10 protein-coding genes are annotated in these 14,044 nt (G+C 73.1%); 5 read left to right on the plus strand and 5 right to left on the minus strand.

Translation table 11 applies throughout. From position 1 onward, the window contains the following. Window positions 1–112 precede the first annotated feature (112 nt). The 3 genes from BMW67_RS12530 to ctaA all read left to right on the plus strand — a co-directional run bounded on the left by BMW67_RS12530 (window position 113) and on the right by ctaA (window position 3,698). Entirely contained in the window at window positions 113–946 is an 834-nt protein-coding gene (locus BMW67_RS12530; RefSeq protein WP_072747888.1) for a class I SAM-dependent methyltransferase, read from the plus strand. 858 nt (window positions 947–1,804) lie between these two features. After that, window positions 1,805–2,497: an RNA methyltransferase gene (locus tag BMW67_RS12535; RefSeq protein ID WP_245728527.1), complete on the plus strand. Its 693-nt coding sequence runs from the start codon at window positions 1,805–1,807 to the stop codon at window positions 2,495–2,497. Window positions 2,498–2,534: 37 nt separating this feature from the next. Next, window positions 2,535–3,698 (plus strand): heme A synthase, encoded by a 1,164-nt coding sequence (ctaA, locus tag BMW67_RS12540; protein WP_072747890.1) that lies wholly within the window; start codon window positions 2,535–2,537, stop codon window positions 3,696–3,698. A gap of 79 nt (window positions 3,699–3,777) precedes the next feature. On the opposite strand, the gene BMW67_RS12545 is transcribed toward ctaA, so the two are convergent. Continuing rightward, window positions 3,778–4,947 (minus strand): MFS transporter, encoded by a 1,170-nt coding sequence (locus BMW67_RS12545; protein WP_072747891.1) that lies wholly within the window; start codon window positions 4,945–4,947, stop codon window positions 3,778–3,780. Between the two features lie 164 nt (window positions 4,948–5,111). Between BMW67_RS12545 and BMW67_RS12550 the strand changes: the two genes are divergently transcribed. Continuing rightward, window positions 5,112–9,944, plus strand: coding sequence for an NAD-glutamate dehydrogenase (locus tag BMW67_RS12550; protein ID WP_072747892.1), 4,833 nt, complete (start codon window positions 5,112–5,114; stop codon window positions 9,942–9,944). Between the two features lie 14 nt (window positions 9,945–9,958). Here the strand turns inward: BMW67_RS12550 and BMW67_RS12555 are convergent, their stop codons facing one another. From BMW67_RS12555 to BMW67_RS12570, 4 genes are all read right to left on the minus strand, one after another. Next, window positions 9,959–10,672, minus strand: a complete 714-nt coding sequence (locus BMW67_RS12555) for an RsiV family protein (protein WP_072747893.1) — start codon at window positions 10,670–10,672, stop codon at window positions 9,959–9,961. Next, window positions 10,660–11,445, minus strand: a complete 786-nt coding sequence (locus tag BMW67_RS12560; protein WP_072747894.1) for an enoyl-CoA hydratase — start codon at window positions 11,443–11,445, stop codon at window positions 10,660–10,662. The genes BMW67_RS12555 and BMW67_RS12560 overlap by 13 nt, the downstream gene beginning before the upstream one ends. 60 nt (window positions 11,446–11,505) lie before the next feature. After that, entirely contained in the window at window positions 11,506–11,817 is a 312-nt protein-coding gene (locus tag BMW67_RS12565) for a hypothetical protein (protein ID WP_072747895.1), read from the minus strand. Between the two features lie 154 nt (window positions 11,818–11,971). After that, window positions 11,972–13,324 carry an alpha/beta hydrolase family protein gene (locus tag BMW67_RS12570; RefSeq protein ID WP_072747896.1) on the minus strand — a complete coding sequence of 451 codons (1,353 nt, stop codon included), beginning with the start codon at window positions 13,322–13,324 and terminating at the stop codon, window positions 11,972–11,974. A 184-nt stretch (window positions 13,325–13,508) separates the two neighbouring features. Here BMW67_RS12570 and BMW67_RS12575 point away from each other — a divergent pair, with 184 nt between their 5' ends. Then, window positions 13,509–13,946, plus strand: coding sequence for a PaaI family thioesterase (locus BMW67_RS12575; protein WP_177174512.1), 438 nt, complete (start codon window positions 13,509–13,511; stop codon window positions 13,944–13,946). The last annotated feature ends 98 nt before the right edge of the window (window positions 13,947–14,044 follow it).

Here is a 14,044-nt window from a genome sequence, read left to right on the forward strand (position 1 = left end):
GCGCCGGCGCTTGACGGCCGTCCGCGCGGAACCTACGCGGCTTGCTCTGGGCGGGCAAGGCCCGCCGCGCGCAACGCATACATGCGTATGCAGCTGGATACAAGGAGCGGAGATGACGACCCGAAGATGGCGGCGGCTGCGCATGGGGCTCGAGACGGTGCTTGGCGTCCGGCGCGCGGGCTTCTTCATTCCCTATCGCTACGCGGCCACGGTCGCGCCGCCGCGCGCGCCCTATGCGGCGATCGAGGCGGCGATGGCCGACGCCGAGCCCGCCTTCGCCGCGCTGCTCGACCAGATCGACGCGCTGGGCGATGCGCTGCGCGCGATCGAGGGGCCGCCCCCCGCGCCGCGCTGGGCGCAGGACTGGTATCCGCGGCTGGATGCGGCGGCGGCCTATGCGCTGCTGCGCGGCGCGCCGCCGCGGCGGGTGGTCGAGGTCGGGTCGGGCCACTCGACGCGCTTCGTGGCGCGCGCGCTGCGCGACGCGGGCGCGCGGGCCGAGCATGTGTGCATCGACCCCGCCCCGCGCGCCGCGCTGGCGGGGCTGCCGACGCTCTGGCGCGCCGAGGTGCTGTCCGAGGCGCATCTGCCGCTGTTCGCCGCGCTCGAGCCGGGCGACGTGGCCTTTTTCGACAGCTCGCACATCCTCATGCCCGGAACCGACGTGGATCTGATCCTCAACCGCATCCTGCCGGTTCTGCGCCCCGGGGTGCGGGTGCATGTGCATGACGTCTTCCTGCCCGACCCCTATCCGCCCGAATGGGCGTGGCGCGGCTACAACGAGCAGAACGCCCTGGCCGGCTGGATCCTGGGCGGCGCGCTGCGGCCCATCTTCTCGAGCCGCTACGCGCTGACGCGGATGCAGGCCGCACGCCGGCCCGCCCTGGCGGCGCTGCCCTGGACGGGCGCGCCCGAAAGCGCCCTGTGGCTCGAGCGCGCGGGCTGAGCGTCAGGCGGCGGCGCGGGCAGGGGAGGGGGCGCACGCTTCGAGGCGGCGGCGCCGGCCCGTCTGTCGGGTTTTCCCCGCGCGCGCCGCGTCGGCGCGGCGGCGTGGGACCGCGCCGGGCGCCTTGCCCGCAACCGCGTCGAGGCGCGCCCGACGGCCGGCCCCGCCGCGATCCGCGCGTCGCTTGGCCCGCGCGCGCCGCGGCGGGGCCTGTGCGCGCGCGGCGCGCGGGTCCGTCGCCGATCGCCTGCGCGCAGGGCGGCGCGGGCCTGTCGCCCGGGGCCGCAACTCGGCCGACCCGCGCCCCGCGCGCGTGACGACGCAAATCCGCCGCCGACGGCCGCGAGGCCGTTCGCCCCGCGCGCGTGGCGGCGTGGTTGCCGGGCAGCGTGCGGGCGCCGAGCAAGAACCGTTCGCCCCGCGCGCGTGGCGGCGTGACGGCGACTGCGCCCGCGAAGACTGCGCCCGCGAACGCAACCGGGGTCCCGTTTGCCGCCCCGCGCCCGTGACGACGCGCCGATGCCGACGGGCTCGCGGCGATGCGCCCGCTTGCCCCGCGCGCGCAAGGCGACATGGGCCGGGATTTCCCGAAACGCGCCGCCGCGCCGCTGGCCGCGCGCGTGAGGACATCGCCGGCGCCCCGCCTCGGCGCCTTTCGCCGGGGTTGCCCCGCGCGCGCGTCGGGGATAAACGCGCCCTGACCGCGCAACCCAGCGCCGCCGGCGGCCCGACAGGGCGGCGCCGTGGCGCGCCGCTCATGAGGCCCCGATGTCCGCGCCAAGGAACGCCGCCGCGCAGGACCGCAAGAGCGCCGTCTGGTCGCCGGACGGTCCGATTTTCGTTCTGGTCGAGCCGCAGATGGGCGAGAACATCGGCGCCGCCGCGCGCGCGATGTGGAATTTCGGCCTGGCGCGCATGCGCCTCGTCGCGCCGCGCGACGGCTGGCCCAACCCCAAGGCGGCGGCCATGGCCTCGGGCGCGGGGCGGGTGATCGACGAGGCGCAGGTCTTCGCGCAGACCGCGCCGGCGCTGGCCGATCTGAACTACGTCTACGCCACCACCGCCCGCGCGCGCGAGATGAGCAAGCCCGTCATGACCCCCGAAGAGGCCATGGCCGACGCGCATGCCCGCGTCGCGCGCGGCGAGCGGGTGGGCGTGATGTTCGGGCGCGAGCGCACCGGGCTCGAGAACGACGACGTCGCCCGCGCCAACGCCATCGTGACGGCGCCGGTCAACCCGGCCTTTCCCTCGCTCAATCTGGGGCAGTGCGCGCTGCTGGTGGCCTATGAGTGGCGCCGCCAGGCGCCGGCGGACGAGAACGCCGCCCCGCGCCCCGAGCCCGCCGCCGCCCGCGTCGAGGATGTGGACCGCATGCTGGCGCATCTCGAGCAGGAGCTGGAGGCGGCGGGCTACTTCTTTCCCGAGGACCGGCGCGCCTCGATGCAGATGAATCTGCGCAACCTCTTCCGCCGCGCGCCGCTCACCGACCAGGACGTGCGCACCCTCAGGGGCGTCATCCGGTCGCTGGCCGAAGGGCGGCGGCGGCGCTAGGTCTGCGGCGGTTGGCTCGAGCAAGCGGAGGCAGGACATGACGAAACCCCAGGGCGGCAGGCCTCGCGCCATCTTCGAGGAGGCGGGTCCCGAGGCGCCGGCCCCCGCGCCCGCCGCGCCGGGCGCCGAGGAGGCGCGCCGGCGCCGCGCCCGCCGCTTCGCCTTCCTGTGGACCGCGCTGCTGGCGGCGCTGGTGGCGGCGATGGTGCTGGTCGGCGGGCTGACGCGGCTGACCGATTCAGGCCTGTCGATCACCGAGTGGCGCCCCGTAACGGGCGCGATCCCGCCCCTGTCCGAGGCCGACTGGCAGGACGAGTTCCGCAAGTATCAGGCCAGCCCCGAATACCAGCTGGCCAAGCGCGGCATGTCGATGGACGAGTTCAAGTTCATCTACTGGTGGGAGTGGGGCCACCGCCTGCTGGGCCGCCTGGTGGGGCTGGTCTGGGCGGCGGGGCTGGCGTGGATGCTGGCGCGGCGCGCGGTTCCGCCGGGCTGGCTGGGGCGCTTCGTCCTGGTCGGCGCGCTGGGCGGCGTGCAGGGCGCGATCGGCTGGTGGATGGTGGCCTCGGGGCTGACCGGGCGCATGGTCGACGTGGCCTCGTATCGGCTGGCGATTCATCTGGGCATGGCCTTCGCCATCTTCGGTCTGCTGGTCTGGATGGCGCTGCAGCTGCGCCGAGATCCGGCCGAGCTGCTGCAGGCGCGCCGCCGCCGCCTCGGGGCGATGGTCGGGCGGGCCGACGCGCTGCTGCTGCTGGCCTTCGCGCAGATCCTGCTGGGCGCGCTGGTCGCGGGCATCGACGCCGGGCGCGGCTATATCGACTGGCCGCTGATGAACGGCGAGTTCCTGCCCTCGGAAAGCTTCGACTACGAGCCGCTCTGGAGCAACTTCTTCGAGAACCCGGCGCTGGTGCAGTTCAACCACCGCATGGTCGGATACCTTCTTGTGCTGGCGGGGCTGGGGTTCTGGCTGTCGGCGCGCGGCTGCGGGCACGAGGGCGCGCGCCGCCGCGCGGCGCATGTCGCGCTGGCGCTGGCGGCGCAGGCGACGCTGGGCGTGGCCACGGTGATGCACGCCGCGCCCCTGTCGCTGGCGCTGGCGCATCAGCTGGGCGCGCTGGCGGTCTTCGCCCTGATCCTGCGCGCGCGTTTCGAAGCCGCCTTCCCCGCGCGCGAGGGCATCGCCCGCCCCGCGCGCTGAGCCCCGCGCGCCGCCCCCCATGCGCTGACCGGCCCGCGCCGACCGGCCCGCGCGGCCGACCATGGCCGACCCGCGCGCCCTATCGCCGGCGCAGCAGGGGCGTCAGCGCCGCCACGCCCAGCGCCGGCCCGGCCGCCATCAGCGCCAGCGTCGCCGGCCAGCCCAGAGCCGCCGCCGCCAGCGGCGTCAGCTGCACCGTCGGCACGGTCAGCGCAAAGCCCAGCGCCGTTTGCAGCGTCATCAGGCTGCCGGCGGCCGCAGGCGGCGCGAAATCGGCGATCAGGGCCGAGAACTGCGCGCTGTCGGCGATGACCGCCACGCCCCACAGCGTCGCGATCGCCCCCAGCAGCCAGGCCGGCCCGCCAAAGGCGCCGGCCGCCGCCAGCGCGCAGGCGCCCGACATGACCATCGCTCCCGCCGCCAGCCGCGCCTTGCCGATCCGGTCGGCCAGCCATCCCGCCGGCGCGCAGCCCAACGCGCCCGCGGCGATGGCGCAGAAGGCCGCCAGGTGCGCGGCCTCGCCCGCCGCCTCGGGCGCCATGCGCGCCGCGAAGGACGCCGCCAGCGCCGCCCCGATCCAGGCCCACATGGCGTAGAGCTCCCACATGTGGCCCAGATAGCCCAGGAAGGCGGCGCGGATGCGCCGGTCGCTCCACGCCAGGCGCAGCGCGTGCGGATCGAAGCGCGCCGCCTGCGCATGATGCGGCCCCAGGCGCGTGGCCAGTCCCAGCGCCGCCCCCGCCGCCGCCAGCGCCGAGGCCAACGCGACCGTCTCGCGCCAGGCTCCCGCCCCCGCCAGCAGGTGCGGCGCCGCCGATCCCAGCGTCAGCCCGCCCACCAGCAGCCCGACCAGCAGGCCCCGGTCTCGCTCGCCCCAGCCGACGGCGATCTTCATGCCCACCGGATAGACCGCCGCCAGCGCCGCGCCCGTGGCCAGCCGCAGCCCGACCGCCAGCGCGCCCCCCGGCGGCGCCCAGATCAGCCCCGCATTCGCCGCCGCCCCCGCCAGCGCGCCCGCCGCCAGCACGCGGCGCGGGTCGAAGCGGTCGGCCAGCCCCAGCGCCGCCGAGCCCAGCGCCCCCAGCACGAAGCCCGCCTGCACGGCCGCCGACAGGGCCGCCTGCCAGGCCGGGGCGATGTCGGCTTCGGCGCGCATCTGCGGCAGCACCGCGGCCGAGACGAACCACAGGCTCATGGTCAGAACCTCGGCCGCGATCAGCAGCGCCAGCGCCTTGCGCCTTTCGCTCATGTCCGTCCTCCTCGCCGGGTCCGGGCGCCCCGTCCGCTCGCCTTGCGCGGCAAAGGCTGGCATGGTTGGAAGGCTTTTACCAATGCACGATACCGTGCCGGACCACGCCCGCATGACCGCGTGAGGCGCCGCCGATTTCCGGCGCGCAGAAGGGAGAACTCGCCATGGCCGACGCCGCCGCCGAACGCCTCGCCCAACGACTGGAGGAAATCCGCCAGATGGCGCTCGAGCGGCTCGAGGCGCCCGAGGCGGGCGAATTCGTCGAGGCGCTGCCCCTTCTCTACGCCAAGGCCGACGCGGACGAGGTTCTGTCCCTTCCGGCCGAAGAGCATTACGGCGCCGCCCTGGCGCTGTGGAAGTTCTGCCGCCGCCGCGCGCCGGGCCGCGCCAAGGTGCGGGTCTACAACCCGCGCATGGCCGAGCATGGCTGGCAAAGCGGCCGCACCATCGTCGAGCTGTGCAACGACGACATGCCCTTCCTGGTCGACTCGGTCACGCTGCTTCTGACCGAGCGCGGGGTCGGCATCCATGGCCTCATCCATCCGGTGCTGACCGTGCGGCGCGACGCGGGCGGCGAGCGGCTCGGCCTGGCGGAAGAGGGCGCGCCCGACGCGTTGCGCGAATCGGTGATCCAGGTGCAGATCGACCAGATCCCCGACGAAGCCGCGCTGGCCGCCCTGACGCGCGAGCTCGAAACCATGCTCGAGCAGCTGCGCGCCGCGGTCGAGGACTGGATTCCCATGCGCGAGGCCCTTCGCGCCGAGGCCGAGGCGGTGCGCCGCGCCGCCGCGCGCGCGCCGCGCGATCTGCATGAAGAGGCGTTCGAGTTCCTCGAATGGGTCGCGGCCGATCACTTCACCTTCCTCGGCCACCGGCGCTTCCTGCTGGCGCCCGAGGGCGGCTTCGCGCCCGACCCCGATTCGGGGCTGGGGCTGATGCGCGACCCGGACTTCACCATCCTGCGCGACCAGGACGGCGCCTTCGTGCACTGGTCGCCCGAGATGACCGGCTTTCTCGAGGACCCGTCGCCCATCGCCATCCTCAAGGCCAACCGGCGCTCGAACATCCACCGCGGCGCGCATCTGGACGTGATCGCGGTCAAGACCTTCGACGCGCGCGGCGCGGTGACGGGCGCCAGCGTCTTCGTCGGCCTGTTCACCTCGGCCGCCTACAACCGCTCGCCGCGCGAGATCCCGCTCTTGCGCGGGAAGGTGCAGCGCATCATCGAGCGCGCCGGCTTCACGCCCAACAGCCATGACGGCAAGGCGCTCATCAACGTGCTCGAGACGCACCCGCGCGACGAGCTCTTCCAGTGCACCGAGGATCAGCTCTTCGAGATCGCCATGGGCATCCTGCACCTGGCGACGCGCCCGCGCACGCGCCTGTTCGTGCGGCCCGACCGCTTCGGGCGCTTCATGTCGTGCCTCGTCTACGTGCCGCGCGACCGCTACAACACCGAGCTGCGCGAGCGCATCGGCGCGATCCTGGCCGAGGAGCTGGGCGGGCGCGTGGCCGCCTGGACGCCGCATTACGGCTCCGAGGCGCTGGCGCGCGTGCATTTCGTCGTCGCCCTGTCCGCCGCGCCCGCCCAGATCGACGTCCGCGCCATCGAGGCGCGCATCATCGAGGCGGTGCGCTCGTGGTCCGACCGCCTGCTCGAGGCGTTGATCGAGCATTTCGGCGAGGCCGAGGGCCGGCGCCTGCATGCGCGCTTCTCGAACGGCTTTCCGGCGGCGTATCGCGACCTCGTGCCCCCCGCCGCCGCCATCGGCGACATCGAGAAGATGGACGGGCTCGGCCGCGACCGGCCGCTGGCGCTGCACTTCTACCGGCGGCTCGAGGACCCCGAGAACGCGGTCCGCTTCAAGCTCTACCGCCATTGCCAATCCGTGCCCCTGTCCGACTGCCTGCCGGTGCTCGAGAACATGGGCCTGCGCATCCTCGAAGAGCAGCCCTTCCGCCTGCGCCGCAAGGACGCCGACGGCGAGACGCCCATCTGGGTGCATGATTTCTACATGACTTCGGCCGACGGGGCCGAGATTCCCCTCGCGCAGCTGCGCGGCAAGCTCGAGGGGGCGTTCGACGCCGCCTGGCGCGGGCGCGTCGACAACGACCGGCTCAACCGCCTGGTGCTGAGCGCGGGGCTCGACGTGCGCGAGGCGGCGCTTCTGCGCGCCTATGCGCGCTTTCTGCGCCAGGCGCGCATCCCCTATTCGATCGAATACATGGAGGACGCGCTGATCGCCAACCCGTCCTTCGTGCGCGGTCTGGTGCGCCTGTTCCGCACGCTGTTCGACCCCGCGAACGGTCTGGACGCCGAAGCGCGCGAGGCCGAGGCCCGCCGCATCTCGGCCGAGCTGGACGCCGAGCTCGAGCAGGTGCCCAGCCTTGACGTAGACCGCATCCTGCGCCGCTTCCGCAACGCGATCGAGCGCAGCTTGCGCACGAACTGGTTCCAGCCCGAGCCCGACGGCGCGCCCAAGGACTGGACCTCGTTCAAGCTCGACAGCGGCGGGCTCGAGGGGCTGCCGCGCCCGCGCCCGTGGCGCGAGATCTTCGTCTTCTCGACCTGGGTCGAGGGCGTGCATCTGCGCAACGGCCCCGTGGCCCGCGGCGGGTTGCGCTGGTCCGACCGCAAGGAGGATTACCGCACCGAGGTGCTCGGCCTGGTCAAGGCGCAGCAGGTCAAGAACGCGGTCATCGTGCCGGTGGGCTCGAAAGGCGGCTTCCTGCCCAAGGCGCTGCCCGAGAACGGCTCGCGCGACGAGGTGCAGGCCGAGGCGATCCGCGCCTACCGCACCTTCCTCGAGGGGCTGCTGGACGTGACGGACAATCTCGAGGGCGCGCGCGTCGTCCCGCCCGCGGCGGTGGTGCGGCGCGACCAGGACGATCCCTATCTTGTCGTCGCGGCCGACAAGGGCACGGCCACCTTCTCGGACATCGCCAACGAGGTCGCCGCCGCGCGCGGCTTCTGGCTGGGCGACGCCTTCGCCTCGGGCGGCTCGAACGGCTACGACCACAAGGCCATGGGCATCACTGCCCGCGGCGCCTGGGAGGCGGTCAAGCGCCATTTCCGCGAGCTGGGGCTCGACACCCAGTCCGAGCCTTTCGACGTGATCGGCTGCGGCGACATGTCGGGCGACGTGTTCGGCAACGGCATGCTGCTGTCCGACCAGATCCGGCTGATCGCGGCCTTCGACCATCGCGACATCTTCATCGACCCCGACCCGGACCCGGCCGCCAGCCATGCCGAGCGTCGGCGCCTGTTCGAGCTGCCGCGATCAAGCTGGCAGGACTATGACCGCGCGCTGATCTCCGAGGGCGGCGGGGTGTTCAGCCGTTCGGCCAAGTCGATCCCGCTCTCGCCGCAGATGAAGGCGCTGACCGGCATCGACGCCGATCGCGCCACGCCTTTCGAGGTCATCCGCGGCATCCTGCGCGCGCGGGCCGATCTGCTGTGGTTCGGCGGCATCGGCACCTACGTCAAGGCGCCCGGCGAAAGCGACGCCGAGGTGGGCGACCGCGCCAACGACGCCGTGCGCGTCAGCGCGGACGAGGTGCGCGTTCGCGTGGTCGGCGAGGGCGCCAATCTGGGCGTCACCCAGCGCGGCCGCATCGCCCTTGCGCGGCGCGGGGTCAAGATCAACACGGACGCGGTCGACAACTCGGCCGGCGTCGATTGCTCGGACCACGAGGTGAACATCAAGATCGCGCTCGATCAGGTGGTCGAGGCGGGCGATCTGACGCGCAAGCAGCGCAACCGCCTTCTGGCCGAGATGACCGACGAGGTCGCCACGCTGGTCCTGCGCGACAATTACGACCAGACGCTGGCCATCTCGATGGTCGAGGCCCGCGCGCCGCAGCTTCTGGACGAGCATCTGCGCTTCATGCGCCGGCTGGAATCGCTTGGCCGGCTGGATCGCGAGGTCGAGTTCCTGCCCTCGGACGAGGCCGCCGCCGAGCTGGCCGCCGCCGGGCGCGGGCTGACGCGGCCCGAGATCGCGGTGCTGATCGCCTACGCCAAGATCGAGCTGAAGGATGCGTTGACGGCCTCTTCGGCGCCGGACGATCCGTTTCTCGAGGGGCGGCTCATGGCCTACATGCCAACGCCATTGCGCGCGCGATACGCGGACGCGGTGCGCCGCCACCGCCTGCGGCGCGAGATCATCGCCACCTCGCTGGCGAACGCCGTGGTCAACGAGTGCGGGCCGACCTTCGCCGCCCGCGTCGCCGAGATGACCGGCGCGCCGCTGGCCTCGGTGTGCCTCGCCTACGCCGCCACGGCCGAGATCTTCGAGGTCGACTCGCTGCGCGCGCGCATCAATGCGCTCGACAACAAGGCCGACGCGAAGGCGCAGCTCGACATGCACATGGCCGTGTCGGACATGATCGCGACCCAGGCCCCCGCCATGCTCGAGCGCATCGCGCAAAGACCGCTGGGCGAGGCGATCGCCGCCTTCGGGCCGGGCGTGGGCGAGATCCGCGCGGCGCTCGACGGCATTCTGCAGGGCTTCCCGCGCGAGCGGCTCGAGCAGCGCGCCGCCGTCTTCGCCGAAGGGGGCGCGCCGGCCGATCTGGCGCAGGACGTGGCGGCGCTGGACATCCTGGGCGGCGCCCTCGACATCGTCGACGCGGCGCGTGGGGCCGGGCGGCTGGTCGCCGAGGTGGCCGAGACCTATTTCGCCGTCGGCGCGCGGCTGGGGCTGGACTGGCTGCGGGCCATGGCGCGAGAGATGGTCTGCGCCGATCGCTGGGAGCAGGTCGCCGTGAACCGACTGATCGCCGATCTGCGGGCCGAACAGTCGCGCATCGCCGCCGCGGCCCTGGCCTCGGGCGACGGGGGTCATGGCGCGCAGGCGGTGGACGCCTGGGCGGCGGCCCATGGCGAACAGGTCGCGCGCGCCGAGGCGCTGGCGGCGGATCTGCGTGCGGGCGGCCCGCTCAGCGTCGCCAAGCTGGCGGTGGCGGCCTCGCAGCTGCGCAGCGTCGCCGACTGAGCGGCGCGCCGCGCTCAGCGCGGGTCGCGCGTCGGCGCGCCGGCGAACAGCGCGCGCAGCTCGGGCCGCAGCCATGGGCCGAGGACGGCCTGCGGGATCGCGACCTGGCGCGCCGCCGCGTCCGGGCCAAGTTCGCCCGGCGCGAAGTGAAAGATCAGCCCGCCGATGCGCCCCGGCGCGTCGGACGGCGCCAGGGTGAAGGCCTGAAGCACGGCCGCGTCGGGAACCGTGGCCGCGTCGAGCGCCTGCGGCGCGACGTCGGGCAGGGCGCCCAGGGCCGCACGCAGCGATTGCGACGCCCGCGCCAGCCCCTCGCGCAGGGGCCGTCCGGGCGCGAGCAGCGCGTCGAGGCGGAGGATGCGCCCCGTCGCGCGGTCCCAGCTGATCGGGTCGAGAAACAGCTCGGCCGGGCCGGCGGCGGGCTGCAGCGCGACCGTCCGCAGCGCCGAGGCGAAGCGCGGGCCGACATGCGCGGGCGCAAGCGTGATGCGCAGGCTGATTGGGGCGGCGCCGGGCTCGGCGGCGCGGGCGCGCGCCTCGGCCAGGATGGCGGCGTTTTCCTCGTCGAGCAACGCCATCAGATCGGGCGCCCCGGCCAGCGTGTCGGTCGCGTCGATGCGCGCCTTCAGCCCGCCTTCGGCGACGACGATGGCGGGCGCGGCCCCAGCGCCGCCCGCCGCCGCCGCCATGACCGCGGCCAGCGCCGCGGCGCGGATCACGCGGGCCATTGCGGCGGCCGCTTCTGCAGGAAGGCCTCGACGCCCTCGGCCGTGTCGCGATGGATCATGTTCTCGGCCATCACGCGTCCGGCATAGGCGTAGGCGGCCTCGAGCGGCATCTCGGCCTGGGTGTAGAAGGCCGACTTGCCCGTGCGCACGGCCACCGGCAGCTTGGCGGCTATGACCTCGGCCAGCGCGCGCGCCGCCGCGCCCTGCTCGCCCTCGGGGGCGATGCGGTTGATCAGGCCGATGCGCCGCGCCTCTTCCGCGTCGATGAACTCGCCCGTCACCAGCATCTCGAACGCCTTCTTTGCGGGCACGTTGCGCGTCAGCGCGACCATGGGGGTCGAGCAGAACAGCCCGATATTCACCCCGTTGACCCCGAAGCGCGCCGTCTGCGCCGCCACGGCCAGATCGCATGTGGCGACCAGCTGGCAGCCTGCGGCGGTGGCGATGCCGTGGACCTCGGCGATGACGGGCTGGGGCAGGCGGGTGATCGAGGTCATCATGCGCGCGCACTGGGCGAACAGCGCGTTGTAGTAGGCGCGGCCGCCGTCGGGGGCCTGGCGCGCGGCCTGCATCTCGCGCAGGTCATGGCCGGCGCAGAAGGCCTTGCCGGCGCCGCGGATGATCACGACGCGCACCTTGGGATCGACGGCGATGGCGTCGAGCTGGGCCTGCAGCGCGGTCAGCATGGCCTCGCTGAGGGCGTTGAGGGCCTCGGGGCGGTTGAGGGTGAGCGTGGCGACGCCGCCCTCGTCTTCGCGAATGAGTATGGTCATCCCTGTCCTCCTTGTGGGCGCGCGCAGCCTAGCGCGCGCCCGCCTCGGAGGGAACGCGGATCAGAAGGGCAGGAAGCCGTCGTTCAGCTCGTAGCGCTTGACCGCCAGCAGCGGCTGGTCGCCCTCGAGCGAGAAGACGAACACGTTCGCGCCGTCGGCGGCCAGGGTCAGGCGGCAGAACACGGCCTCGGGGTCGAATTCGGCGGGGCAGGAGTCGAGGTCGGCGTGTTCGACGGCGCTTTCGAACACCTCGTAGGTCAGCACGCCGCCCTCGAGATATGCGGGGCCTTCGGGGCGCCTTTCGCCCGGGCCAGAGGCCAGCGCGGTCGCGGGGGCGAGGGCGAGCAGGGCGAGAAGGGATGCGCGGGTCATGGGAATGCTCCGTTCGTTCTTGCGCGGGAATCGCGGGGCAAATCCATATCAAAACAATCGGAAATGACAAGGCATGTCGTAGCGTTTCAGTCGGAAAAGGCCGCCATCCATCGGATGGCGGCCCGCAGCCTCGGGTTTCCGGCGGACGGCGCGCTCAGCGCGCGCCCTTGGCCAGGTGTCGCAGCTCCAGCCCGACGGCGGTGCGCTTGCGAAAACCCTTCCAGTAGCTGTGCTCGGGCTTGGGCTTGCCCTCTTCGTCCAGCGCCCAGACGCCCTCGGCGGCGACGGGGACCAGGTCCAGATAGGCGGCGCGGCCTTCGTCGCCCTTTAGCCGCCAGTCGAACCACGCGGTGGCGAAGTGCTGCAGGATGTTGTTCATGCGCACCGTGTCCCAGACCGCGTCGGCGTAGTGATCGAAGGGCGGGAAGTCGATCTTGTCCGAGGGCTCCCAGCTCTCGATCGGGGCGGGCATGGGGGCGGCGGCGTTGTGGTTGGCGTTCTGGAAGGTCAGCAGCCAGCGATCCGCGCCGGTCGAGCGTTCGAACATGGTCTTGACCCCGGGATCGTAGCCCGACACGTCGTCGGCCGAGCCGGCGACGTAAAGGATCGGCTTGCGCACCCCTGCCAGGCCCGCATCGTCCCAGAAGCCGTAGTTCCAGCCCCATGGGGCGATGGCGATCACGGCCTTCAGGCGCGGGTCGATCAGCGCCTCGTGGCTTTGCGAGCCGGCCTTGTGGATGGCCAGCGTGCCGTCGGGCGCGCCCCAGGCATGGTCGATGCCGGTCTGCGCCACGCCGCCGCCGGCGCTGATGACCGCGCCGTAGGCGCCCATCGAATAGCCCACCAGGCCGGCGTTGTCCGCATCGGCCAGCCCGGCCAGGAACCCGTCGCCCGCCGCGCGGCGCGCGATCTCGTCCAGCGCGAACTTCTGATCGAGGGGGCGGTTGACCAGCGTCGAGCCGAAGGCGGCCTTGTCGTGATACATGCTGTCGGTGTGGTCGATCGAGACAACGACATAGCCCTTGGTCGCCAGGTTCTCGGCCAGGTGGCCGAGCAGGTAGCGGTTGCCCGGGTAGCCGTGCGAGACGATCACCACCGGGAAGGGGCCCTTGTCCGAGGGGGCGGCGTCGCGCGCCGCGCGGCCGCGGATGATGGCATGGCGTTCGCCGTCGCGCAGGATGACGTCGTAGGTTCCGCCCTGGGGCGCGTCGTCGGCGGCCGGATACCAGACCTCGAGCGTCAGCGGGCGGTCATAGGTGGGGCGCGCCCCCTCCTTGACGTTGAGGATGTCGAGCTGGCCCGGATTGACCACGTTCAGCGTGCGCACGCCGATGCGGAAGGGGCCGGGGGCGGCCAGTTCGGGCGCGTCGGGGCGGATCAGGTCGATGCGGTTGTCGTGGCTTGCGGTCATGTCCTCGGCGGCCGCGGCGGGGGCGGCTCCTTGGGCGACGGCCAGCGCGGCGCCGAGCGCGGCGGCGCGCGCGCCTGCGCGCAGTTTGATGGTCATGGCGTTTCTCCTCCTGAGTGGCGGCGCGCCGGGGCGGCGCCGCCGCGACAGGTTAGCGCGGCGGCGCGCGCGCTGTCATGAAGATTGCGTAACGATGTTCCGGCCTGCGGAACGGCGGGGGCTTGCGCCGCGCGCCGCGCTTGCGCCAGATGGAACGCCCAACGACCCCGCAAGGAGGCCGCCCATGCGCCAGCCCGCGATGACCGCCGCCGAGGTGAAGGACTATCTGATCGAGGTCTTTCCCCAGACCGCCCATCTGTTCGAGATCGACGAGATCGCGCCCATGCGCGCGCGCGTGCGCATGCTTACCGGCCCCGAGCATCTGCGCCCGGGCGGCACGGTTTCGGGGCCGACGCTGTTCACCCTGGCCGACTGCGCCTTCTATGTGGTCACGCTGGCCATGATCGGGCGCGTGGCGCTGACGGTGACGACGAACTGCTCGATCAACTTCATGCGCAAGCCGGCGCCGGGCGCGCTTGTCTGCGAGGCGCGCATCCTCAAGCTGGGCAAGCTCCTGAGCGTGGGCGACGCCACGATCTGGTCCGAGGGCGCGTCCGAACCGGCGGCGCATGCGGCGCTGACCTACGCGATTCCGCCACGGCGCGGCGAAAATGTGGGGTAATTCAATACCCCACATGTCAAGCCATTGAATCACGGGCGAAAAACCGCGGCGAACGCGATTGACTTGCGCCTCGAAATCCTTACAACGACGCCATCCGG

The organism is Oceanicella actignis (assembly GCF_900111545.1).
Classification (GTDB): Bacteria; Pseudomonadota; Alphaproteobacteria; order Rhodobacterales; family Rhodobacteraceae; genus Oceanicella; species Oceanicella actignis.

Excerpts from the sequence above, each read along its gene's own strand:
- BMW67_RS12530 (WP_072747888.1), top strand. The coding sequence starts at position 113 with ATGACGACCCGAAGATGGCGGCGGCTGCGCATGGGGCTCGAGACGGTG.
- BMW67_RS12535 (WP_245728527.1), top strand. The coding sequence starts at position 1,805 with ATGGGCGAGAACATCGGCGCCGCCGCGCGCGCGATGTGGAATTTCGGC.
- ctaA (WP_072747890.1), top strand. The coding sequence starts at position 2,535 with ATGACGAAACCCCAGGGCGGCAGGCCTCGCGCCATCTTCGAGGAGGCG.
- BMW67_RS12545 (WP_072747891.1), bottom strand. The coding sequence starts at position 4,947 with ATGAGCGAAAGGCGCAAGGCGCTGGCGCTGCTGATCGCGGCCGAGGTT.
- BMW67_RS12550 (WP_072747892.1), top strand. The coding sequence starts at position 5,112 with ATGGCCGACGCCGCCGCCGAACGCCTCGCCCAACGACTGGAGGAAATC.
- BMW67_RS12555 (WP_072747893.1), bottom strand. The coding sequence starts at position 10,672 with ATGGCCCGCGTGATCCGCGCCGCGGCGCTGGCCGCGGTCATGGCGGCG.
- BMW67_RS12560 (WP_072747894.1), bottom strand. The coding sequence starts at position 11,445 with ATGACCATACTCATTCGCGAAGACGAGGGCGGCGTCGCCACGCTCACC.
- BMW67_RS12565 (WP_072747895.1), bottom strand. The coding sequence starts at position 11,817 with ATGACCCGCGCATCCCTTCTCGCCCTGCTCGCCCTCGCCCCCGCGACC.
- BMW67_RS12570 (WP_072747896.1), bottom strand. The coding sequence starts at position 13,324 with ATGACCATCAAACTGCGCGCAGGCGCGCGCGCCGCCGCGCTCGGCGCC.
- BMW67_RS12575 (WP_177174512.1), top strand. The coding sequence starts at position 13,509 with ATGCGCCAGCCCGCGATGACCGCCGCCGAGGTGAAGGACTATCTGATC.